The sequence below is a fragment of the Streptomyces sp. JLYT201 genome (assembly GCF_059448825.1).
The window spans coordinates 9,470,540-9,492,419 of the sequence record NZ_CM182551.1; the positions used below are offsets into that span (position 1 = coordinate 9,470,540).

The 21,880-nt window shown below is 73.2% G+C and carries 22 protein-coding genes; 8 read left to right on the forward strand and 14 right to left on the reverse strand.

The window, feature by feature from the left end; translation table 11 throughout:
* Positions 1–49 precede the first annotated feature (49 nt).
* Positions 50–1,279, forward strand: a complete 1,230-nt coding sequence (locus tag AC5WAM_RS39730; RefSeq protein ID WP_495520639.1) for a cytochrome P450 family protein — start codon at positions 50–52, stop codon at positions 1,277–1,279.
* A gap of 11 nt (positions 1,280–1,290) precedes the next feature.
* Here AC5WAM_RS39730 and AC5WAM_RS39735 read toward each other — a convergent pair whose 3' ends face one another.
* Both AC5WAM_RS39735 and AC5WAM_RS39740 read right to left on the reverse strand, forming a co-directional pair.
* Complete coding sequence (locus AC5WAM_RS39735) at positions 1,291–1,884, reverse strand: TerD family protein (protein WP_495520640.1); 594 nt, start codon at positions 1,882–1,884, stop codon at positions 1,291–1,293.
* 41 nt (positions 1,885–1,925) lie between these two features.
* Positions 1,926–2,561: a hypothetical protein gene (locus AC5WAM_RS39740; protein WP_366792936.1), complete on the reverse strand. Its 636-nt coding sequence runs from the start codon at positions 2,559–2,561 to the stop codon at positions 1,926–1,928.
* Positions 2,562–2,907: 346 nt separating this feature from the next.
* Here AC5WAM_RS39740 and AC5WAM_RS39745 point away from each other — a divergent pair, with 346 nt between their 5' ends.
* Positions 2,908–3,312: a BlaI/MecI/CopY family transcriptional regulator gene (locus AC5WAM_RS39745; protein ID WP_366792937.1), complete on the forward strand. Its 405-nt coding sequence runs from the start codon at positions 2,908–2,910 to the stop codon at positions 3,310–3,312.
* A gap of 6 nt (positions 3,313–3,318) precedes the next feature.
* Complete coding sequence (locus AC5WAM_RS39750; protein ID WP_366792938.1) at positions 3,319–4,254, forward strand: M56 family metallopeptidase; 936 nt, start codon at positions 3,319–3,321, stop codon at positions 4,252–4,254.
* 71 nt (positions 4,255–4,325) lie between these two features.
* Here AC5WAM_RS39750 and AC5WAM_RS39755 read toward each other — a convergent pair whose 3' ends face one another.
* The gene (locus tag AC5WAM_RS39755) at positions 4,326–5,327 is read right to left on the reverse strand and encodes a sporulation protein (RefSeq protein WP_495520641.1); all 1,002 of its coding nucleotides are present in this window, start codon (positions 5,325–5,327) and stop codon (positions 4,326–4,328) included.
* Between the two features lie 175 nt (positions 5,328–5,502).
* Between AC5WAM_RS39755 and AC5WAM_RS39760 the strand changes: the two genes are divergently transcribed.
* Positions 5,503–5,730, forward strand: a complete 228-nt coding sequence (locus AC5WAM_RS39760; RefSeq protein WP_366792940.1) for a hypothetical protein — start codon at positions 5,503–5,505, stop codon at positions 5,728–5,730.
* A gap of 48 nt (positions 5,731–5,778) precedes the next feature.
* On the opposite strand, the gene AC5WAM_RS39765 is transcribed toward AC5WAM_RS39760, so the two are convergent.
* The 5 genes from AC5WAM_RS39765 to AC5WAM_RS39785 all read right to left on the reverse strand — a co-directional run bounded on the left by AC5WAM_RS39765 (position 5,779) and on the right by AC5WAM_RS39785 (position 10,344).
* Positions 5,779–6,222 (reverse strand): GNAT family N-acetyltransferase, encoded by a 444-nt coding sequence (locus AC5WAM_RS39765; protein ID WP_495520642.1) that lies wholly within the window; start codon positions 6,220–6,222, stop codon positions 5,779–5,781.
* A gap of 151 nt (positions 6,223–6,373) precedes the next feature.
* Positions 6,374–7,393 carry a hemolysin family protein gene (locus tag AC5WAM_RS39770; RefSeq protein WP_366792942.1) on the reverse strand — a complete coding sequence of 340 codons (1,020 nt, stop codon included), beginning with the start codon at positions 7,391–7,393 and terminating at the stop codon, positions 6,374–6,376.
* Complete coding sequence (locus AC5WAM_RS39775) at positions 7,390–8,748, reverse strand: hemolysin family protein (RefSeq protein WP_495520643.1); 1,359 nt, start codon at positions 8,746–8,748, stop codon at positions 7,390–7,392. Before AC5WAM_RS39775 ends, AC5WAM_RS39770 begins: the two co-directional genes overlap by 4 nt.
* Before the next feature lie 284 nt (positions 8,749–9,032).
* Positions 9,033–9,608: a TerD family protein gene (locus AC5WAM_RS39780; RefSeq protein WP_495520644.1), complete on the reverse strand. Its 576-nt coding sequence runs from the start codon at positions 9,606–9,608 to the stop codon at positions 9,033–9,035.
* A 112-nt stretch (positions 9,609–9,720) separates the two neighbouring features.
* Entirely contained in the window at positions 9,721–10,344 is a 624-nt protein-coding gene (locus AC5WAM_RS39785) for a hypothetical protein (RefSeq protein ID WP_495520645.1), read from the reverse strand.
* 445 nt (positions 10,345–10,789) lie between these two features.
* On the opposite strand from AC5WAM_RS39785, the gene AC5WAM_RS39790 reads away from it, so the two are divergent.
* On the forward strand, positions 10,790–11,578 hold the full coding sequence (locus tag AC5WAM_RS39790) for a chymotrypsin family serine protease (protein ID WP_495520646.1): 789 nt from the start codon (positions 10,790–10,792) through the stop codon (positions 11,576–11,578).
* Between the two features lie 28 nt (positions 11,579–11,606).
* On the opposite strand, the gene AC5WAM_RS39795 is transcribed toward AC5WAM_RS39790, so the two are convergent.
* From AC5WAM_RS39795 to AC5WAM_RS39810, 4 genes are all read right to left on the reverse strand, one after another.
* Entirely contained in the window at positions 11,607–11,840 is a 234-nt protein-coding gene (locus AC5WAM_RS39795) for a hypothetical protein (protein ID WP_495520647.1), read from the reverse strand.
* Complete coding sequence (locus AC5WAM_RS39800; protein WP_495520648.1) at positions 11,837–12,412, reverse strand: RNA polymerase sigma factor; 576 nt, start codon at positions 12,410–12,412, stop codon at positions 11,837–11,839. The genes AC5WAM_RS39795 and AC5WAM_RS39800 overlap by 4 nt, the downstream gene beginning before the upstream one ends.
* Positions 12,413–12,855: 443 nt before the next feature.
* Positions 12,856–15,003, reverse strand: a complete 2,148-nt coding sequence (locus tag AC5WAM_RS39805) for an endo-beta-N-acetylglucosaminidase (RefSeq protein ID WP_495520649.1) — start codon at positions 15,001–15,003, stop codon at positions 12,856–12,858.
* A gap of 80 nt (positions 15,004–15,083) precedes the next feature.
* Positions 15,084–17,774 (reverse strand): tetratricopeptide repeat protein, encoded by a 2,691-nt coding sequence (locus tag AC5WAM_RS39810; RefSeq protein ID WP_495520650.1) that lies wholly within the window; start codon positions 17,772–17,774, stop codon positions 15,084–15,086.
* A gap of 220 nt (positions 17,775–17,994) precedes the next feature.
* Between AC5WAM_RS39810 and AC5WAM_RS39815 the strand changes: the two genes are divergently transcribed.
* Complete coding sequence (locus tag AC5WAM_RS39815) at positions 17,995–18,177, forward strand: hypothetical protein (RefSeq protein WP_495520651.1); 183 nt, start codon at positions 17,995–17,997, stop codon at positions 18,175–18,177.
* A 51-nt stretch (positions 18,178–18,228) separates the two neighbouring features.
* Here AC5WAM_RS39815 and AC5WAM_RS39820 read toward each other — a convergent pair whose 3' ends face one another.
* Positions 18,229–18,684 carry a GNAT family N-acetyltransferase gene (locus tag AC5WAM_RS39820; protein WP_495520652.1) on the reverse strand — a complete coding sequence of 152 codons (456 nt, stop codon included), beginning with the start codon at positions 18,682–18,684 and terminating at the stop codon, positions 18,229–18,231.
* A gap of 226 nt (positions 18,685–18,910) precedes the next feature.
* Here AC5WAM_RS39820 and AC5WAM_RS39825 point away from each other — a divergent pair, with 226 nt between their 5' ends.
* The gene (locus tag AC5WAM_RS39825) at positions 18,911–20,044 is read left to right on the forward strand and encodes an AraC-like ligand-binding domain-containing protein (RefSeq protein WP_495520653.1); all 1,134 of its coding nucleotides are present in this window, start codon (positions 18,911–18,913) and stop codon (positions 20,042–20,044) included.
* A gap of 85 nt (positions 20,045–20,129) precedes the next feature.
* On the opposite strand, the gene AC5WAM_RS39830 is transcribed toward AC5WAM_RS39825, so the two are convergent.
* Positions 20,130–20,993, reverse strand: coding sequence for a LysR family transcriptional regulator (locus tag AC5WAM_RS39830; RefSeq protein WP_495520654.1), 864 nt, complete (start codon positions 20,991–20,993; stop codon positions 20,130–20,132).
* A 201-nt stretch (positions 20,994–21,194) separates the two neighbouring features.
* On the opposite strand from AC5WAM_RS39830, the gene AC5WAM_RS39835 reads away from it, so the two are divergent.
* The gene (locus tag AC5WAM_RS39835; protein WP_495523753.1) at positions 21,195–21,809 is read left to right on the forward strand and encodes a short chain dehydrogenase; all 615 of its coding nucleotides are present in this window, start codon (positions 21,195–21,197) and stop codon (positions 21,807–21,809) included.
* Positions 21,810–21,880 lie beyond the last annotated feature (71 nt).

Genomic DNA, 21,880 nt, shown 5'->3' on the forward strand with positions numbered 1-21,880 from the left:
GCATAGCCTGGCGGTTTGCGCCTCGTTTCCGCCGCCGAAGGAGACCGGTATGACCGCTCAGCCGATCGTGCTCGACCCGACCGGAAACCAGCGTCACACCGAGGACCGGCGCCTGCGCGCGCACGGGCCCGCGGTCCGCGTGGACGTCCTCGGCGTGACGGCCTGGGCCGTCACCGACCCCGACCTGCTCAAGACGCTGCTCACCAGCCCCGACGTGTCCAAGAACGCCCGCGCGCACTGGCCCGCGTACGAGAGGACCGTGGCGACCTGGCCGCTGGCGCTGTGGATCGCGGTGGAGAACATGTTCACCGCCTACGGAGCCGACCACCGGCGGCTGCGGCGCATGATCGCCCCGGCCTTCAGCGCCCGCCGCGTCGCCGCGCTCGCTCCGGTCGTCGAGGACGTCGTCACCCGTCTCGTCGACGACCTGGCCGCCCGGGCGAAGGCGCCCGGCGGCGAGGTCGTCGACCTGCGCGAGCACCTCGCCTATCCGCTGCCGATCAGTGTCATCGGCCATCTGATGGGCGTCCCCGAAGCGCGGCGCCCCGCCTTCCGGGCCCTGGTCGACGGCGTCTTCGACACCACCCTCACCACGGAGGAGGCCACCGCCAACACCGCCCGCCTGTACGAGACGGTGGACGAGCTGATCGCCGCCAAGCGGGCCGCTCCCGGTGACGACATGACGTCCCTGCTCATCGACGTGCGCGACGACGAGGGCGACGGCAGCCGCCTGTCCGACAGCGAACTGCGCGACACCCTGACGCTGATGATCAGCGCCGGGTACGAGACCACCGTCAACGTCATCGACCAGGCCGTGACCGCGCTCCTGACCCGCCCCGGGCAGCTCGACCACGTCCGCGCGGGCCGCGCCGGGTGGAACGACGTCGTCGAGGAGACGCTGCGGCACGAACCGGCGGTCGCCCACCTGCCCCTGCGCTACGCCCTGACCGACATCCCCCTGCCCGGCGGCGGCACCATCGCGGCGGGCGAGGCGATCCTCGCCTCCTACGCGGCGGCCAACCGCCACCCCGACTGGCACGGCCCGAGCGCCGACGCCTTCGACGTCACCCGCGGCCTGAAGGACCACCTGGCCTTCGGGCACGGCGCGCACTTCTGCCTGGGCGCGCCGCTCGCACGCCTGGAGGTCACCACGGCGCTGCGCGCGCTCTTCGACCGCTTCCCCGCCATCGAACTCGCCGTCCCCGCCGAGGAGCTGCGGCCCCTGGACTCCTTCATCTCCAACGGCCACAAGGAGCTCCCCGTACGGCTGCGCGCCTGAGCCCCCGGGGCTCACAGGTGCTGCGCGACCGCCGGGAGGAGGTCCTGGAAGGTGCGCCCCGACGCGGGCTCGCCGATGGCCTTCAGCTGCCAGCCGGAGGGGGTGCGGTGGACCTTCGCCATGATCTGGGCGGTGTGGCCGCCGCCGCCGGTGAGGGTGTAGCGGGCCAGTTCACGGCCGGTCGACTCGTCGATCAGACGGCAGAAGGCGTTCGCCACCTCGGCGAACGTCTGCCCGGTGAAGGAGTTGACGGTGAACACGATCTGGTCGACGTGGGCGGGGACGCGGGCGAGGTCGACCAGGATCGCCTCGTCGTCACCGCCCTGACCCGCGCCGCCGACCAGGTTGTCGCCCGTGTGGCGCACGGAGCCGTCGTCGCTCACGAGGTGCTGGAAGAAGACCACGTCGACGGGCTGTCCCGCCGCGCTGAACAGCACCGCGGAGGCGTCGAGGTCGATCTCGCGGCTGCCGGTGAGCTTCGCCAGGAAGCCCTTGCGGGGCGCGGCCTGCCAGCCGAGCCCCATGCGGACGGCCGTGAGCGCGCCCCCGTCGGCCTTGTTCAGGCTGATCTGCTGGCCCTTGCTGAGATTCACGGGAGTGGACATGGAAGTGCCGCCTTTCGTCGATGCGGTGAGGGGGTACGGGGTCAGTCCGCGGGAGGCGGGCTGACGGTGAGCTGTCCGCGCAGGTAGGGGAGCAGACCACGGTCCAGGAGCGCCTGGTGCCAGGCGGCACGGGCCCGTTCCGCTGCCGGGTTGCGCACGGGCAGGGGGTGGCCGGACGGCGGCCGCGTGCGGTCGCGCGCCGCCGTGACCAGCAGGGCGCAGAGCCCGACGCCGGTGCTGACCGCCGCCACGAGAGCGCACACCCAGCCCGCGGTGACGAGCGTCGTCGCCGCCTGACTCCGGGGCGTGGCGAGGCGGAGCCCGTACCCGCAGAGCAGGAACACGGCGGCCGCGACCGCCGAGATCAGCGGGGTGAGCACGCCGAGGGCGGGCAGAAGGGCACCGGCGCCCCGGTCGGCCGGCGACGCCCCGGCGGGCGGGGCACCGGGCTCGGGCGGCGGCATCACGTCCGCGCGTGCGCGCAGATATGTCCGGTACTCGTCGGCGGCCGCGGCCGCGATCCCGTCCGCCTCGGCCAGCGCCCCGGCCCGGAGCCGCGCCGTGTCGGGCGCGACCGGGGACCGGGCGAGGGCGGTGCGGATCTCGGTGACGTCCAGGGCGAGAGCGAGGACCCACGCGAAGTCGGCCCGGTCCTCCGGGCGCAGACGAAGGGTCACACCGGTCTCCGGCGGGCCCGGCGGCAACGGCGCTCCCGGCGCCTCTCGTCGTGAGGCATCGCTGTCAGCCACAGGCCCCGAAGACCGGCGCGGAACCGCCTCCACACAGCGAAACTCCCATGCTCAACTCCCCAGTTGAATGGCCCGAGGACCGATGGGTCGGCCCCGGGAACAAGAATCTACAGCAATGTAGAAGCGCGGGTCGCTGCGGCATGCGACCCCCCACGACGGAATCCGGCCGGGACGGCCCGTTCGCCCCTCCGGCCGGTCAGTACGATGTGCGCGCGCCTCGGGAAGCGACGGGTACGGGTACGCATACGGGGCCCGGGGCCGAAGGGAGCTCAGCATGGCGGACGGCGGACGCGGTCGACCCGCGGCGCGACACCGGCGGCGCGGGCAGGGCGAGCTGGAACTGCTCGTCCTGTCCTCGCTCCGCGAGGCCGGGGAGGCGGTCAGCGCGGCCTGGGTCAAGGACCGCCTCGGCGGCGACCTCGCGTACACCACCGTGATCACGATCCTCACCCGGCTGCTCGCCAAGGGGGCGGTGACCAGGGAGCGCGCGGGCCGGTCGTTCGTGTGGACCCCCGCATCGGACGAGGCCGGGCTCGCCGCGCACAAGATGCGCAAGGTGCTCGACGGGGAGCAGGACCGCGAAGCGGTCCTCGCCAGCTTCGTCACGACCCTGTCGGCCGCGGACGAACGGGTGTTGCGGGACCTGCTGCGCGACGCCGAGACGGGGCGGGAAGACTGACGCCTGATGGGGGTCTTCATTTTTCTGCCGCTGGTGCTTCCGCTGACGGCCTGGCCGGTGGCGCGCCTCGCCGAGCAGCGGCTGCACCCGCGTCTCGCCACCCGGCTGCTCACCGGCGTGGCCGTGGTGATGGCGACCTGCAGCACGGTCAGCCTGGGCCTGCTGATGGTGGTGGGCACGGCGCAGCTGCCCGGCAACCCGCTGCCCGACGGCTGGTCGGATCCCGAGGTGCGCGAGGCCGTCCCCGGTGAGGAGGTCGTCGGCAAGCTGGCCATCCCGGTCCTCCTCGTGGTGGCCACGGGATGCGGACGCACCCTGTGGCGGCACCGCCGGGTGCGCCGCCGCGCCCACCGCGCGCTGACCGGCGCCCCCGGTGCGACCGTCGTGGTCCTGGACGACCGCGTTCCGTACGCGTACGCGCTGCCCGGCGGCAGGGCGCGCGACCGGATCGTGGTGTCCCGAGGCCTGCTGTCCTGCCTCCAGGCGCCGCAGCGCCGGGCCCTGTTCGCCCATGAACGGGCCCACCTCGCCGCCCGGCACCACCGGCATCTGCTCGCGGTGCAGCTGGCCGCCCGCGCCAACCCCTTCCTGCGCCCGCTGCGGACGACCGTCTCGTACACCACCGAGCGGTGGGCCGACGAGGAAGCCGCCCAAGCGGTGGGCGACCGCAGGTCCGTGGCGCTCGCCATCGGCAAGGCCGCGCTGGTCTCCAAGGGCGCCCCGGCCCCGACCCTCGCCGGGCTCGCCGCCCCGGGGCCGGTCCCGCGCCGGGTCGCGGCCCTGCTGCGCCCGGCGCCCACGGCCCGCAGCTGGCCCTCGGTCTTCACCTCCGTCGGGCTCGCCGCGTGGACGGCGGCGGTGGGGACGGTGGCCTCGGCCATGTCCTCGGCGAACTCGACGGTGACGATGGTGCTGATCCTGCACGCGGCCACGCCCCTGTGACAGGCGGGGCTACGCCGCCGGGGGAGGACCCGGCGCGGCCCCGCGCCGGGTCCTCCCCCGGCGGGCGCTCGTCACCCTTCCCCGTCCTCGTCCCCCTCGAAGAAGTCCCCGACCTCGTCCACGACTTCGGCCGCGACCATGCCGCCGACGACACCGACCGCCAGCCCGGCGGCTCCCGCGGCGACGACGGTGCCCATGCCCGGACCCGAGCGGTGCTGCGCGCCGTGGCCGTGGCCGTGGCCGCTGTCGTGGAAGCCACGGGAGGCGTGGGCGTCGTGGAAGGAGTGGCTCCCGTACGAGGCCCGGTGCTCGACGAGTTGCCGCACCCAGCCGTCCACGACCGCGTTCCAGTCCTGGTGCTCGACGCCGTCGTGGCCGACGGTGAAGCGGGTGACCGCGTCGTGCCCGGAGGTGAGGAACCCGCCGCGCTTGTCGGCCTCGAGGACCACCTCCATGCCGCCGGGGTGGGCGAGGAAGGTCACCTCGATCTCGTTGACCGCCTGGGCGTACTGCGGGGCGGGGGTCAGTTCGAGCTCCTGGTAGAAGGGGAGCTGCTGGCCGGTGCCGCCGATGTGACCCAGCTCCAGATCGGCGGACCTGAAGCCGAAGCCGAGCTGCCCGAACGCTTCGAGGACCGCCTCCTGGACCGGCAGCGGGCCCACGGCGAGCGCGTCCAGGTCGCCCTTGTCCTTGCCGCCCGCCACGGCCAGCTCGGTCCGCACGCCGAGCACGATGCCCAGGTTCTGGCCGTACAGCTCCGTGACGGGTGTCTCCCACGGCAGGGCCAGGGAGAAGGGCACGCTGTGGTGCTGCCCCTCGCCGAGCCGGAAGCCGCCTCCGACCGTGCTCCGGTCGAACACCACGAAGCCTTCGTGCTCCCCGCCCTCGTGCTCGGCCTCCACCCGGGCCACCAGCTCCAGCGTGATGTGCTCGATGTCGAAGTCCGCCTTGCCGCCCTGGAGGTGGACCTGCCCGCGCACCGGTCCGCCGGGCCGTGCCGCACCGGGCTCCAGCACCGTGTCCACCGAGGGGCCGCCCACGCCGAGCGAGCCGAGCAGTCGTTTGAACACCATCGCGGCGTTCACTCCTTCACCTGAGTACCTGTGAGTATCCGTCAGAAGCCCTGCTCTACAGGGCTGTAGAGAGAATACGCGCAGGCGGGGGTTTCGGTGGCTCTCGGCGCGGTACCTCGTGCAGACGTCCACCGGGGCGTACGAAGGTGCCGAGCCGTCGGAAGAGGAGCGTGACGTGACCGAGCGCAGGAACGAAACTCCGGGTGAGAGCGAGCAGCCCATTCCGCGAGACCTTCCCGATCAGCAGGCCGGTGCCGGAGACGATCCGCTGGAGGACGACCGGGATCACGTGGACCGCGAGGACGTGCCGAGCCCGGACGAGTCCGGGGCCCGGCGGAGCGGAGAGGAACGCTCCGACACCGTGCATCCGGAGCATCCCGACCCCGAGGAGTCGACGGGCTGACCGACGGCTACGGCTACGGCTCCCGAGCCCGTCTCCGGGGAAGGGGGTTCACCGCCACGCGCGGCGGAGCAGGCGCCACAGCCGTCGGCAGCGGCCTGTGAGGTGGGCGCAGGGAGGGGGTCGGGAGCAGAGTTCCACGCCGGTCTCCTCGGTCATGGCGCGGAAGAAGGCGCGTCCCTGGCGGGACTGCGTCGTCGTGCTCCAGCGGTAGCCGGGCGCCTGGGCGAGGGCGGTGTGGAGGGCCTGTCTGCCGAGCCCTTGGCGTTGCCAGGTCTCGTTGATCCAGATCTGTTGGACGCGGCCCGTGCGGCAGGTGTGGCAGAGGCGGAAGTCGACCTGGCCGATGAGGAGGCCCCGCTCCAGGTGCAGGGCGATGGTGGAGGGCGCGTGCGGGTCCGGGGGCGCCAGGGCCGTCAGCCGCACCGCCTCGCTGTCCTGTGTGGGGGCGCCGTGGCCGAGGGTGAGCCACGCGCTCAGCGGGTTGGCACGCACGAACCATCCTTCCCAGGCTCCCCGTTGAGCTACTGAGTCCCGGCATCGTGGCACACCTGCCCGCGCGCGGGCACCGGAATCCCGGGTGCGGTACTCCGTACGGGGACGGGCCGGAGTCGCGGTGTGCGCTGTGGCGCGTCGTCGTCGCCGGTCAGGGCGGCTTCGGCTGGAGGTAGCGGGCCAGCAGGTCGTCCAGGGTGACGAGGCCGGTCAGGCGGCCGGAGTCGTCGCAGACCACGGCCAGGGAGGCGCGCCGCTGGCGGAGCTGTTCGACCGCGTGGGCGAGCGTGGTGTCCGCCGACAGCTCGGGCAGCGGGCGGGCCAGCTCCCGTGCGCTGGTGCCCCGTCCCCGGGCCTGGGCGACGAGGGCGTCGCGCGCGTGCACGGAGCCGAGGACCCGGGCGCCGTCGCGCACGAGCAGCCGGGTCCGGTCGTGCGCGGAGGCGACGCGCAGCACGTCCTCGGGGGTCGCCGTGGCGTCGACGGCGGTGATGGCGGCGGCCGGGGTCTGGAGGTCGCCCACCGGGGTCAGCGGCTCGGTCAGGGAGCGGGTGATCAGCTCGGAGTCGTCGCGGCTGATCAGGCCGAGGCGCTGGGACTCCGCGACGAGGTGGGTGAGCTGCTCGCGGTTGTGCACGGACGTCAGCTCGTCGCGCGGCTCGACCCGGCACAGGCGCACCAGGGCGTTGCTGACCTTGTTCAGGATCCAGATGAGCGGGCGCACGGCCTTGACCGTCGTACGGAAGGCGGGGGTGAGCAGCATCGCGGAGCGCTCGGGGTGGGCGATGGCCCAGGATTTGGGTGCCATCTCGCCGATCACCATGTGCAGGAACACCACGATGATCATCGCGAGGGCGAAGGAGACGCCGTAGCTGACGCCGCTGGGCAGGCCGATGCGGTGCAGCAGCGGGTCGAGCTCGTGGGAGATGGCGGGTTTGGAGACGGAGCCGAGACCCAGGGTGCAGACGGTGATGCCGAGCTGTGCGCCCGCCAGCATGAGGGACAGCTCGCGCATTCCGGCGAGCACGGCCTGGGCTCCGCGCCGGCCTTCGGCGGCGGCCTTCTCCACGCGGTGGCGGCGGGCGGCGACGAGGGCGAACTCGGCGGCGACGAAGAATCCGCTGCCGATCAGCAGCAGCACGGTGACGAACAGCGCCATGGGGAAGCTCATGGGCGGGTCTCCTCGGGGCGGGCCTGTTCGTCGGTGCCCGTGGCGGGTGCGGGCCGCAGTTCCAGGCGCACGCGCTCGGGGACGTGCCGGTCCAGGGTGCGGACGTCGACGGCCACGGTGGCGCCGTCGGGCAGGGGCAGGGTGAGGTGGTCTCCGATGGCGGGGAACCGTCCGAGGCGGTCGACGACGAGACCGGCCACGGTGTCGTAGTCGTCCTCCTCGGGCAAATGGATGCCGGTGGCGTCGGCGACCTCGTCGAGCCGTCGGCCCGCGTCCACGAGCCAGCCGTGGCCGTCGCGGACGGCCACGCGCACCACGTGGTCGGTCTCGTCGGCGATGTCCCCGACGAGTTCCTCGGCGATGTCCTCGTACGTGACGATGCCCGCGACGCCGCCGTGCTCGTCGAGGACGACGGCGAACTCGTCGCCGCGCTCGCGCATCTGCCGTACGGCGTCGGGCAGTTCGAGGGTCTCCGGGAGCAGCAGGGCGGGGCGGGCGAGGGTGTGGGCGGTGGCTTCCGGGAGGCGGCCGGCGGGGGTCCGCATCAGCTCGCGCACGCCCAGGACACCGGTGACGTCGTCGGGGTGGTCGCCGAGCACCGGGTAGTTGGAGTGGCCGTGCCGGGCGATGAGTCCGATGGCCTCGGTGGCACCGGCGTCTTTGCGGACGAAGACGGCGTCGACGCGCGGTACCAGGACTTCGCCGAGGGTGCGCTCGGAGAAGTCCAGGGCGCGGTCGAGGAGGGCGGCGGTGTCCTCGGGCAGCTCGCCCCGCTCGTGGGATTCGCCGATGAGGTGGCCGAGCTCTTCGAGTGTGGCGCCATGGTGCAGCTCTTCGACGGGCTCGATGCCCACGCGGCGCAGCAGTCGGTTCGCGGCGCCGTCGAAGATCCGCACGATGGGGCCGACGACCTTCAGATAGGCGAGGGTGGAGGCGGCGAGGGACTTGGCGAGGCGCTCGGGGACGGCGAGGGCGAGGTTCTTCGGCGCGAGCTCGCCGAGGACCATCTGGATGACGGTGGCGAGCACGAAGGCGAGGGTGACGGAGATGCCGGTGACGGCGCCGTCAGGGATGCCGATGCCGGTCAGGAGCGGCTTGAGCAGGGCGGACACGGACGGCTCGGCGAGGAAGCCGACGATCAGGCCGGTCACGGTGATGCCGAGCTGTGCGCCCGACAGCATGAAGGAGAGCCGCTCGAGCACCTCCAGGGCGCGGGCGGCGCGGCGGTCGCCCGCCGCGGCCTCCCGGGCGAGTGCGAGCCGGTCCGCGGAGACGTATGCGAATTCCTGGGCGACGAAATAGCCGGTGCCCGCCGTCAGGACGAGGACGGCGAGCAGGCCCAGCGCGGCACTCATCGAACACCATCCCGCGGGGTGCCGCGGTCGGCCGGGGCGACCGGCTGGTGGGCGGCGGCCGAGGTGGGGCGGGATGGTCCGGGACAGTGCCCCGGGGGGGCCGTCGGCCTTGCGGACAAGGGGTGGCTCCTCGTGCTGGGGTGTGTGCCAGTGCAACGATTGTCATCGTGCCCGAGTTCCCCCGCCAGCTGCCGGCCGCTGGGGCCGCTGGGGCCGCCCACACGTGGACCGGCCCGCGCGGGGTGCGCGTGGGCCGGTCCGGGGTGTTGTGCTACGGCCTGGGGTCAGACGTTGACGCCGAAGTCCGAGGCGATGCCGCGCAGGCCGGAGGCGTAGCCCTGGCCGACGGCGCGGAACTTCCATTCGGTGCCGTGGCGGTAGAGCTCGCCGAAGACCATGGCGGTCTCGGTGGAGGCGTCCTCGGAGAGGTCGTAGCGGGCGATCTCCTGGTTGTCGGCCTGGTTGACGACGCGGATGAAGGCGTTGCGGACCTGGCCGAAGCTCTGGCCGCGGTTCTCGGCGTCGTGAATGGAGACCGGGAAGACGATCTTGGTGATGTCGGCCGGGACGGCGGCCAGGTTGACCTTGACGGCCTCGTCGTCGCCCTCGCCCTCGCCGGTGAGGTTGTCACCGGTGTGCTCGACGGAGCCGTCGGGGCTCGTGAGGTTGTTGTAGAAGACGAAGTGCTGGTCGGAGATCACCTTGCCGGAGTCGTCGCACAGCAGAGCCGATGCGTCGAGGTCGTAGTCGGTACCCGTCGTGGTCCGCACGTCCCAGCCGAGGCCGACCAGTACGGCGGTCAGACCGGGCGCCTCCTTGCTCAGCGAAACGTTGCCACCCTTGGACAGGGAAACACCCACTGCTCATCCTCCATCGCTTGTCGCGGCGCGCTGGTGTGCGTCGTCCTTCGGCAAGGACGCCGGTCGGCCCGCCGGGGTTGCGTCCCACCAGCAGGTATCGCACTTCGTCCGATTAGCCCGTGTCCTCGGGCCGCACCTCGGTCAGGCAGCCGAGGAGGAACGGCATGACACCCCGCTCCAGGAGGGCCATGTGCCAGGCGGCACGGGCCTGTTCGATGGTGCCGTCGGGGGTGCGCCGACCGGTGGCCGCCGGTCCCGGGTGCCGATGCCGCGCGCGGGCGGACAGTCGGGCGAGGTCCGGCAGGGCCGACCCCACGGCCACGGTCGCGGCGATGAGGCCCACGGTCATGAAGGCCTCCGGGAGGTACTGCCGTTCGGTGAAGGCGGCCAGGGCTAATCCGGTGAGGAGCAGCACCTCGGCGGTGACGGCCGAGAGCACCGGTACGAGCGTGGAGAGGAGCGCGGCGCCGCCGCCGGTCCGGCACGCCGCGCCGCCACAGCGCCTGCGGGGCCGGTGGGGAGCGGCCGCGGCCCGCGCCCGCAGGTAGCGGGAGTACTCCTCGTCCGCTTTCGCCAGGATCGCGCGGCGGGCCCCGCGGGCGCGCGTACGGAGCTGTACGGCGTTCGGGACGTGGTCGCTTCGGCCTGCCGCGTCCCTGAACTCGCGGGACCGCAGGGCCTGTTCGAGGGTGCGCTCAAGGGCGGCGGAGCTCTCCGACATCTCGGCGTGAGGCAATGGCTTCTTCCTTCGACGTGCCCGCGTCCGGCCCTCGGCGAAGGCGTCGCGCCGAGGGCTCCTTCCGGAGGGAGATCGCGAAGGAATCTACATCAGTGTAGAAGTGGTGAAGGGTCGGATCGCCGCTAATTCACCGTGATGAAGGGTCTGTCGGGGCCGTACGGGAACGTGTCGCGCCGGAGCTCGGGCGTGCGGGGGCCCAGTCTCCGCCCGCCGCGGCGGGGAGCCGGTCCGGGCCGCCGCCCGCGCGGGTGGCGGCCGCTGCACGCACCCCAGCGGCACCCCGTGCCACACCGCCGCGCGGGAGCCGGTCGTTCCGTGTGCCGCATCCGGCCAGCCGTGTGCTCCTGCTGTTCCTGTGAATTCCGGTGCTGTTGGCGTCCGTTGCCGAGTTCGGCAGAGCCATTCCCCTGTGGGGGCACAGCAGTGACCCGTGGAGGGGGACATGCACGGTGGCTTACGGCGCAAGGACGCGTTCCCGGCCCAGGTGAAGCGGCACGCGCCGAAGGCCGACCTCGGGCTCGTCGAGGTCAAGAGCGCGCCGTCGAGCCGTACGGAACTCCTCCGGCACATCAACCGCCTCAAGAGCCTCCGAACCAGGATGCCCTTCGAGATCCAGGGCATCGGGCACTCGGTGGACGGCACCTCGCCGGAGTCGCACTGCACGTCCGGCATCCCCGCGGTCAGCATCTGGGACGGCCGGCAGTGGCTGGTGACCGCGGGCCACTGCTACGCCCAGGGTGCCGATGTCCGCACCAACGGCGGTCGCTACGTGGGCGACGTCTGGCGGGTGCTCCCGCAGGCGGACGCCGCCTTCATCGAAGTACCGACGTACCGCAACACCTGGGACGGCCTCCACGCGACCGGCTACACGCGCTACCTCAACGGCGTACGCAGCAACATCGTCAACGACGAAGTCTGCCAGCTGGGTTACAACCCCAAGGTGGTCTGCGGCATCCGCGTGACGAACGTGGAGTTCGACCACGGCGGGGTCATCACGACGGTCGGAGTCCAGAAGGACGGCGCCACGGCCGCACGCGGCGGCGCCAGCGGCGGCCCCGTGATCACCATCCCCCCGACTCCCGCGAGCTCAACGGAATCGTCCGCGGAGGATGGACGGGATACCCGACCTGGGTCGTCTGGGTCGACGTCTGGGACATCTTCGACGCCTTCGCCGTCAAGCCCGACCCGTCCTGACCCGGGCGGTGCGGTCGCGGCGCCCGCACGCGGGTGATGCGAGTCCCGCGTGCGGGCGCCGGGGGTCAGGGGCGCTGTGTTTCCTGGGCCTGCCCCGCGGGGGCCTGCCGTGCTGTGCGGCGTTGGGTGCGCCTTGAGGTGCGTCGCAGGGGGTGCCGGAGGAAGATGTCCGCCAATCCCGAGTCCGGGTCGACGCGGGAGGACAACGCGGCCAGTACGCCGTCCTCGGCACGGGTGAGGAGCTCATCGAGCAGGGCGTCGTCGCTGGCGTACTCGTTGCCAGGGGTGTGGTCGGTCATCGCCGCTCCTTGGAGGCCAGGCCGAGGGAGTGCTTCAGCGCCGCTCGGGCGCGGGCGTAGTTCTGGCGGACCGCCGCCGGCGTGATCTCCAGTGCGCTGGCGATCTCTCCATGGGTGAAGCCGTCGAGGTGCCAGGCCATGACGTGTCGTTGCCGCGGGGGCAGTGAGGCCAAGGCGGTGTAGACGCGCTGTTCTTCCTCTCTGAGGGTGACGGCCTCGAACGGGGAGGAGTCGCCGGGCAGATCCGGCAACAGAGCGGTGGGGCGTTCCCGCCGTGTCGTCTGACGAAGGTAGCTGCGCGCTGAGACGGTGCGCAGCCAGGCGTGCGGCGCGGTGATCTCCGCCCAGCGCGGAAAGGCCTCGGTGAAGGCGGTGTGGACGGCGTCGGCTGCTTCGTGGGGAGTGGCGCCCAGCCGCATCACGAACCGGATCAGGGCCGTCACGTGCCGGTAGTAGAACAGCGCGAACTCGGCCCGGTTCCCCAGGAGTCGCGCTCCCTCGGTGGGCCGCCGCGGGGCGTGTTTGGGAACCCTCTTGGCCACCGTGTTGTCGACGGTCGTTGGCTCATCCACGGCTGCCGCCGGAGTGGGGTGTGCCGATCTCGATGGTGGTTTCCCGCCCCGCCAGGCGCTCTGTCATGCGGCTTCCTGCGGGGAGGCGCCGGGCTCGCTCGCTCGTGCCCTGCTGGTGCAGCCGGGTCAGTCGTACGACAGTGCGGCATCTGATCCACTGATGCAGAAGACGCACGGCCGCGCCGACCAGCGCAGCGAGCACACCGCTCAAAGCAAGTTCCCTCACGGCAAGGTCTCCATCCGTGCAGCCGATCCACGGTGCGCAGCACCCGATACACCAAGTAGTGCATCCAGGAGTGCTGAGCGTGACATCACCGGCTCGACTCATCGCGAGCACATGCCGGCCAGGGCTGCGGCCCGGCCGCCACTGACCCGCGGCCGCACGCGTACGTGCCCGGCGCGAGGCCCCCGCCTGTCGAGGCCTCGCGCCGGGCGCGTCACTGCTAGCCCCACGTCACCCGCGCGGTGGCCGGTGCTGAGCGGGTGCCGTCCGGGGACACGGCCACCAAGGCCAAGGTGGTGGTCGTCTCGGTGCCCTCGCGGGTCAGGGACTTGACGTAGTGGACGTCGTCGTAGACGCGGCCGAGGGGCTCCGGCGTGCCGTCGGCGCGCAGCCGCCACACGTCGTAGTACCAGACGCCCGAGTCCGCGAAGTCCCAGGCGAGGAAGGCCTCGGCCGTGGTGCGTGCCGCGTCCGGGTGGGCCTTCTCGACCGTGAAGCCGGTGGGCCGAGCGGGGGGCTGGGAAGGGCCTGCGGGGAGCAGGGCCAGCTCTCCGAGGTTGAGGCGGCACGCGTCCCCGGCCGGAGGCGAGACGCGCAGGTGCAGCGCCGCGACGGTCCGGCCCCGGAAGGCGTCCAGCGGCAGCGTGACCGTGGTCCAGCCGGAGGCCGCCGCGCGACCGGCAGCGAGCCACGACGTGCGGTCCGGGGCGTCCTCGAAGACGAGCCCCAGTTCGAGACCGCTGTCCTGGCCCGGCCGGTCGGTGCGGAACACCAGGCGGGCGCTCTCGCCGCCCGTGACGCGCAGCCCCGTCTTGAAGAGCCGGACGGTGGTGGCGCGGGCGGAGCCGCGCGCGGCCGAGATCAGGAGGGAGGAGCCGCCGTCGTACGCCGTCGTCGGGTCGTAGTCGACGGTGGCGGGGGTGCCGTCGCCCTCGCCGCGCACCCACCACTGCCAGGTGGGCAGCAGGTCCTGGGCCCCCGCGTTGTTCCACTCGCGGTCGGAGCGGCGCACTCCGTCGAGGAAGAACGCCCGGCCGTGCCCGGTGTTGAAGCGGGTGACGAAGGGGAAGGCGCCGATCACCGACCGCTCGGCGATGTAGTGCGCGACACCGTCCCACTTGCGGTGGTTGTCGGGGTCGTTGGGGCGGCCGTTGTCGGGCCAGGGGACGTACTCGGTCCTGCCGGTGCGGGTGGGATCCTCGTTGGGGCCCGACCAGTAGCGCCGCTCGCGCACGAAGGTGTTCTGCTGCTTGTCCGGGTCGCCGCGATCGGGGTTGTTCGCCCAGGCCATGTGCGTGCCGAACAGGGCCCAACTCGTCTGCGCGCGGCCGCCTTCGGGGAACACGAGCCGGGTGTCGTAGGGCGGGTTGAAGCCGTACTTCTCGTTCTCGGTGCCGAGGTACACCACGTCGTGGACCTTCATGCCGAGCCGCTTCGCGGTGGCGACCGACGCGGCCACCCGCGATACGTTCCAGGCGTAGTTGATGAAGATGCTGTTGTTGACGGGGGTGCCCTGGTGCCGCACCCAGGGGGCGTTGGCGTCGTTGAACTGGTTCTGGTAGGCGAGCTGACCGCTCGTGGTGAGCGAGTCGTACCACTGGAGGTGGAACCCCGCCGGGGCCTTGGCCCGCAGATACTTCAGGAACGCCATCAACCGCGTCGCGTCCGCGCTGGATATGGACGCCTCTTGATTGATGAAGTAGCCGTCGAACCCGAAGTAGTCGGCCATCTCCAGGAGCTTGTCGGCGACGGGGAACGAACCGTCGGAGCGCTGCTCCAGATAGGCGGAGAAGGACCCGTTCCGCGGCCAGAACCACCCCGCGAGCGACTTGACGCCGTTGCGGTGTGCGGCGTCGGTGTACGCGGGGTTGGGGAGGTTGATGAGGCCGTGCTCGGGGTCGGTCGTGGACGAGCCCGCCACCGGCATGCCGTGCCAGGAGCTGTACAGGTCGCTGTACTGCCAGAACCTCAGCAGCCTGCGCGCGTACTGGTCGTTGTGGCGGTAGGCCGTGAAGAAGGCGTTGTCGTAGTCGTAGGACATGTTCATGACCTGGGCCTCGGAGGCCAGGGCGGGGCGCGCCTGCGTCGCGGCGAAGGGGGCGATGCGGGAGGCGAGCGGCACCCGCGAGCGGAAGTACCGCGCGAACGGATCCGACGCGGGGGTCCAGGACTTGAGCCCGGCCGCGTTGTACCCGTGCATGTACGGCTGGTGGGGCGCGCGGGCCCGGCCCTCCTCGGCGGCGTACGCGACCCCGGCCGCCCCGGCGAGCGACACCGTCCCTGCCAGGCCCACGGTCACCCCCGCGGCGCCGAGCATCTTCAGGAAAGCGCGTCGCTCAACGGTCGCCGCCGTCGGTCTCTGTTCCATGGCCGTCTCTCCTTGCACCGCAGTGATGACAACGCTGTCAATGGTGTGTCCGGAGTTCCTATCGCAGGCTGCGGCGGACGTCAATCACAGGGTGGGGCGGGGTGGTTGGCCACGGGCGCGCGGACGGAGGCGGCTGGGGCGGGCCCAGGCGTCAGCGGCCATTCCCACGGGTCGCTCGCGGAGCCGTCGGCCGCCAGGCCGAACCGCAGATACGTCTCCTCCTCCGCACCCCGCAGCCGAGCCAGCGCGAGCACGGCTGAGGCCACGCGGACGTCACCGCTGTCGGCCGCCATGAGGTACAGCCGTTCGGCACGTGCACGATCGCCTGCCGCTTCCTGGAGCCGGGCCAGGCACAGCATGGCCTCGCTGTCGGCCTCGGCGTCGACGGCCTGCCGGTAGAGGGCCTCGGCGCCGGTGACGTCCCCGGCCGCTTCCCGCATGCGGGCCAGCTGGAGGAGCGCGGCGAGGTCCCCCGACTCCACGGCCGCCCGGAAGGACGACTCGGCCTTCGCCCGGTCGCCGGCCTTCTTCCACATGAAGGCGCGCAGGTACCAGGCCTGGTCGTCGCCCGCCGAAGCGGCGCGGAGATACAGCTGTTCCGCGCGCTGCGGCCGACCCGACTCGCCCAGCATGTGGGCCACGCCGAGCAACGCCGAGGTGTCGCCCTCCTCGGCGAACCGGCGCAGCTGCCGGTCCGCTTGCTCCTGCTGTCCGGTCTCCTCCCACAGGCACACGAGTTGGTGGAGCGCGTCCGTGTGCCCGGCGTCGGCGGCGCGCCGGTAGAGCTCGGCCGCCTGCTCCGGCGCGCCTTCGCGCCACCGTGACTGCGCCATGAAGATGAGCACGTCGGTGTGGCCCGACCGAAGGGCCCGTTCGTACGCGGCCCACGCCTTGGCGGGCTCACCCGCCCCGTCCCACATCAGGCCCGCGTAGGCGAGGGCGTCCTCGACTCCCGCTGCCGAGGCCCGCAGATAGAGCCCTTCGGCTTCCTCCCAGCACCACGCGTCCTCCCACAGGGCCGCCAGATGGAGGAGGCCGTCGGGGTTCCCGGCGTCGACGGCCAGGCGGTAGAGCCTCTGGGCCTCCTCCATGTCCAGGTTGTCCTCCCGCATCTGCCCGATGCGGATCAGGGCGTACGACTCCCCGGCGTCGGCCGCGGCGCCGTACAGCCGCACGGCGTGGGCGTACCGGGCCCGCCACCGGGCCGCGTCACCGAGGCGGAGCAGTTCTTCGGGGTGGGTGAGGTGCTCGTGCGCCGCGCGCCAGAAGGAGTCCGGCGGGCAGCGGAACCGGCGGGCGTGGCGGCCGTGGTGCTGGAGGTAGTCCGCGAGGCGCGCCGTGCCGGGCAGCCGTCCCATGCCGGTCGGGTGGGGGACGTCCTGCAAGGGGCTGGTGGTGTGCTTGACCAGGGTGCGGGCACGGGCCAGGGCCTGGCCGAACCAGTCGGGGCGGGCGGCGGCGCGCTCGGCGTCGGTGAGGTAGCCGACGGCCGCCGCCTCGAGGAAGGCGAGCGGGAGGGGGCCGACCCCGCCGAGCCGGTGGGCGTCCATGGCCGCGCTGATCAGCGCGCTGCCGTACGGGCCGTGGGGGCCCGCGGCCCGCTCGTAGTGGCGCACGAGGTCCGGGCCCGCGGCGAGCACCTGGGTCAGCTCGGCGGCACCGGCCGCCACGGCTTCGGCGAGCGAGGCGTCTTCGGCCGCGGCGGCCCGGGCCGCGTCCAGGTCCGTCGCGAACGTCCGTGGCAGGTCCACCCAGTGGGCCTGGGAGAGCAGGGCCCGGGCGTGGCGGTGGGCGTCCCCGGAGTGCGACACCGGGCGGGTGAGCGCCTCCGCGTGCTCGGGCCACAGCGTGGCGATGACGACGAGCGGGCCCTCGCCGTCGAGCCTGCGGAGCAGCGCGGCCGCCGCGGCTTCGCCCTGGGGGTCGGTGAGGTAGTGCTGGGCCTCGTTGAGCCACAGCACGGTCCGTGGCGGCAGCGCGTCCGCCGCGAGGGTGGCCAGGAGGCTGTCGGTGTCGGCGGGGAAGAGCAGGTCGAAGCCTTCCGGGACGGCCTCATGGAGGGCTTCGTAGGCGGTGCGGGTCTTTCCCGTGCACGACGGTCCCTGCACCACCACGAAGATCGGGGGAGCCCCGTCGGCGACGGCCGGGGCGAGGAGGCGCCGCAGCCGTGCGTCGTGCGGGCGGGGCACGTAACGGGGCAGGACGAATCGGCTGTCGTCGGCGCCCGGGCTGTTGATGTTGCCGTGGGCGTGGGCGTGGGCGTGGGCGTGGTCGGCGGCGGGGGCCGCGCTGCGGCCGGGGACGGGGGCGCGGCCGGGGATGGCCGGGTGGACGCCCAGCCGTCCTGCGGGCCACTGACGTACCGGGCGGGGCCGGTCCGCGAGGGCCGCCTGGCGGGCCCGCAGCCCGTCACGCTCCAGTGCGGCGCGCGCCCGCTGGCGCTCCGCCTCGAGGCGGGAACGCTCGTTGCGGTGCTCGCGCTCGGCTTCGAAGGCGGCGCGCCACCGCTGCTCATCGAGCAACTCGCCGACGGTGTCCGCCCCGAGGGCGTCGGCCCGCGTCGCGAGGAGTCCTCTGCGGGCGGCCTCCGTCCGGATCTCGTCGAGGACGGCGAGGAGCGGATCGACGCGCTGCGGAAGCTGCCGCCCGTCGAGCCACGCACCCGGTGTCCCGTGCGACACCCCGGCGGCTCGGGCGAGCCGACGGTCCGAGGGCTCGCCGTGGAGTCGGCCGCGCTTGAGCGCGCCGACCCGGCGCAACCGTGCGAACACGTCCTCCAACCGGCCCGCCTCATCCCGCCGTTGCCGTCACCGACCGGCCGGGCCGTCGCGAACAGCCACCACCGGATGCCCGAAGCCTAGGCTCCCCACCAGCGGGAGCGCAGCCGGGACGGCTGATTCCGCGCGGAGGGCAGCCGGACACGCCGTCGGACGCGCAGCGTGCTGCCGACCGCGCCCCGTCAGACGGGGGCGCCGACGGAAGGACCACCCGATGACCGCCACCCAACTCCTCGCGCTCCTGCTGGCCTTCTCCGCGGCGCTCCACTTCGGCGGCGCGGCCGCCCTGGCCGCCTGGCGCGGCGGCACGCCGGTGGCGCACGCCCTCCTCATCGGCGGCGGAGCCACCGGAAGCGCCTGCGCGCTGTACGTCAGCGCGGTGGCGGCCTACCGCTGACGGGCCGTCGGCGCCACGGGGTCCGCGACGCCTGCCGCAGGGGGCCGCGCTTCACGGAGCGGCGACGGCGAACCGCAGCTCGGGCCGCTCCCAGGTGACCTTCGGCAGCAGCGGAGCGACGGTTCCCACGCGCTCCGCTCCCAGGCGGCGGTAGAACGTCTCCGCCGGGGGGTGGGAGACGACGCGCACGTGGCTCAACCCGGCCGCCGCGGCCCGTTCCTTCATGTGCGCGACCAGAAGGCGTCCGACGCCCGACCCCTGCGCGGTGTCCGCGACGAACATCAGGTCCAGCTCCGGCGGTTCGAGCACCAGGGCGTAGAAGCCCAGGAGGTGCCCGGCCGGGTCGACGGCCGTGAACACCTCGTGCCGAGCGAGGTAGTCGGCGGTGACCCGGTAGCCCGACACCATGGGGGCGTACTGCCCCTGGTAGGCGCTTGAGCCCTGGACCAGGGCGGTCAGCGGCTCGGCGTCCTGCCCGGCCGCACGTCTGACGGTCGTCGACTGCATGCCCGCAGTATAGGAGTGAACAAGTGGGTTGGGTATTACAGATTCACTTCGAGGTGGCGCGCGGCCGCCCGTCTCTCCGCGAAAGCGCCGAGAACGTCCCCGGAGGGACGTGCACCCTGGCGTCGTATCGGCCAACGCGCCGGAGCGCCGCTTTGCGTCGGCGGGGGCCTTGACGAGACTGGGTGTACGCACGCGCGGTGACTGGTGACTTTCTCGGGGAGGACCAGTGAGCTTCTCGGCGCTCCACAGCAGTTGCGTACCGCCAGAGCACCGCTTCGACTGGTGGTGCGAACTGATCAGCCAGGACGTGGCACCCACCCGGATCACCAGCGAGCACACCCGTGACTTCACCGCGGGAGCGGGAGCCATCGGCCTCGGCGTCGTCCAGGTGACCACGCTGTCCTTCCCCGCGATCAGATCCGAGCGGACCCCCGCGCTCATCAGGAGGTCCGATCCCGACGTGTACGAGCTGACGCTCAACGCGGGCGGCGACATGTGGATCGCCCAGGCCCGCAACGAAGCCCGGATGAGGGCCGGTGACCTGGGGCTGTGGAACACCTCGCGGCCCTTCGACGCGCGCGGGCTGCGCGGGGCGGACGACGGGACGTCCCGGGCCGTCATGGTGCATCTGCCCAGGGCCGAACTGCCCTTCCCCGACGCCAGGACGGACCGGCTGCTGGCGAGCGCCACCGCGACGGACCGGGGCACGGCCGCGGTCTTCGCGCGGTTCCTGCGGCACTTGGTCGACGAGGCTCCGGCCATGACCGACCAGGAGCGGACGCGGCTCGGACCGGCCGTGTGGGAACTGGCCGTGGCCTACCTCGCCGACCGCCTCAACGCGCACGACCGCACGCCCCCCGAGGCCCGCACCCGGATGCTGCTGGCCCGCGTCGACGCCTTCATCGACGACAACCTGGCCGACCCCGCCCTGACTCCGCCCGCCGTCGCGGCCCGGCACCACATCTCCGTACGCACGCTCCACACCCTCTTCCGGGCGCGGGAGCGGACCGTGGCCGCCACGATCCACCACCGCCGCCTGGAACGCTGCCGCGCGGAGCTGGAGGACCCCGCCCTGCGCGACACGCCGGTCCACGTGATCGGCGCCCGCTCGGGCTTCCCCAGCCCGTCCGCCTTCAGCCGCGCCTTCGCCGCCGCGTACGGGCCCCGCCCGGGGAGTGGCGCCGGGCGGTGCTGGGGGCGCCAGGGCCGAGGGGGCCTGTCGGGCAGCGCCCGGGGTGTACCTGACGGAGCGGTGGTGTGTCGGTCCGGCCCTCAGGCCGCCTCGCCGGGAGGGTGCGTGCTACGGGCAAGCCGTACAGCTCGCCCTTCGCCGTTCACTGCGTGGTCGAGGACGGGCTGATCACCGGCTTCCACGTCTACGAGGACAGCCTGGCCATCGCCGAAGCCTGTACGCCCTGAGGGGCCTCGAACCCCTCGGGCACGGCTCAGGCGCTGACCACCTCCCGTACCGCCGCCAGGAACTCCTCCGTGCGGGGGTGCGTGGGGTGGGACGGGTGGGCGAGGTAGACCGTGGCGGCGGGGGCGTCGTCGATCGGGACGAAGCGCACCCCGGGGTGGCTGTGGCTCTCCGCCGTGCCCGCGGCGCCGACGCCGAACGCGCCGCCCGTCGCGATGAGGTTGAGCCACTCGTCGACGTTGCGCACCTCGACCGTGCGGTGCGGGCGCTGTGCCGGGGGCCAGAGGTCCACCGACGCGGTGCCGGTGTCCGGCCACAGGGCCAGCGGGAGGGCCGGGCCGGAGGTGAGCTCCGCCAGGCGCACCCGGTCCCGGGCCGCGAGCGGGTGGTCGTCGGGCAGGGCGGCCACCCGGTCCTCCGTGTACAGGGCCTCGGTGCGGATGCGCGGGTCGGCGGGCACGGTGCGCAGCACCGCCACGTCGGTGTCGCCGGTGGCCAGGCCCGCGGTGCTGTTGTCCTGCCGGACGACTTCGAGCGGCGCGTGCGGCTGCCCCCGTCGCCAGGAGCGCAGCAGCGGGACGGTCTGCTGCCCGAGGACCGCGCACGTGTAACCGAGCCGCAGCGGCCGGTCGACGGCCCGGGTGTCGGCGAGGGCCGCGTCGAGGTGGGCGAGGATGGCGCGCCCGTGCCCGAGGAGGGTCGCCCCGGCCGGGGTGAGGTCCAGCTGCCGGGAGGAGCGGTCGACGAGCCGGACCCCCACGCGGGCCTCCAACTGGGCGAGCGTGCGGGACAGGGCGGGCTGCGTCATGTGCAGCCGGGCGGCCGCGGCGGTGACGGTGCCCGCCTCGGCGATGGCGGTCAGGGCCTTGAGGTGACGCAGCTCCACATCCATGCGTACGAAGCATAGTCCCTGCCCAGACGGCATTTCCGGACGCGGAGCGCGATCCGTAGCGTCGGGTCCGCCGGGTGGTTCACCGTTCACCCGGCTTTTCCTGGGGGTGTTCCCCGGGGTCTCCCCGGATCGCCGGACCCGCGGATCGCCGGATCCACGGATCTGCGGATCTTGGATCTCGGGGGGATTCGTCTTCGAGGCATTGGATGGTGGACTGTGAGGATTCTTCTGGTCGGCGCGGGCGGCACGTTGGGCTCCGCGGTACGCGAGGCGCTCACCGGGCGCGGCCACGAGGTGATCGGCGTCGGCCGCACGGGCGGCGACCTGATCTGCGACGTCACCGATCCGGCGGCCGTGTCCCGGATGTACGCGCAGGCCGGTCCGCTGGACGCGGTGGCCGTCGCGGCGGGCGACGCCGTGTTCAAGCCGCTGGCCGAGCTGACGGCGGACGACGTCACGGCGACGTTCCGCGGCAAGGCCGTCGCCCAGCTGGAACTGGTCCGCCAGGGCGCCGGGCACGTGGCGGCGACCGGCTCGTTCACGCTGGTCAGTGGTGTCCTCACGGAGGAGCCGATCGTGGCGGGCGCCGCCGCGTCCGCGGCCAACGGCGCCGTCGAGGCCTTCGTACGCGCCGCCGCGATCGAGCTCCCGCCGCGGCGGATCAACGCGGTCAGCCCCACCGTGGCCGAGGAGTCCCTGGCCGCGTACGGGCCGTTCTTCGCGGGCATGGAGCCGGTCCCCGCGGCGCGCGTCGCGACGGCGTACGTCCGCGCGGTCGAAGGGGCGCAGACGGGACAGGTGTACCGGGTGCGGTAGGCGATGCGGAGGGTCCCGGCCCGCGTCCGGGCCGGGGCGCGCCGCGCCGCCTGCGTCGGGCGCGCGGAACG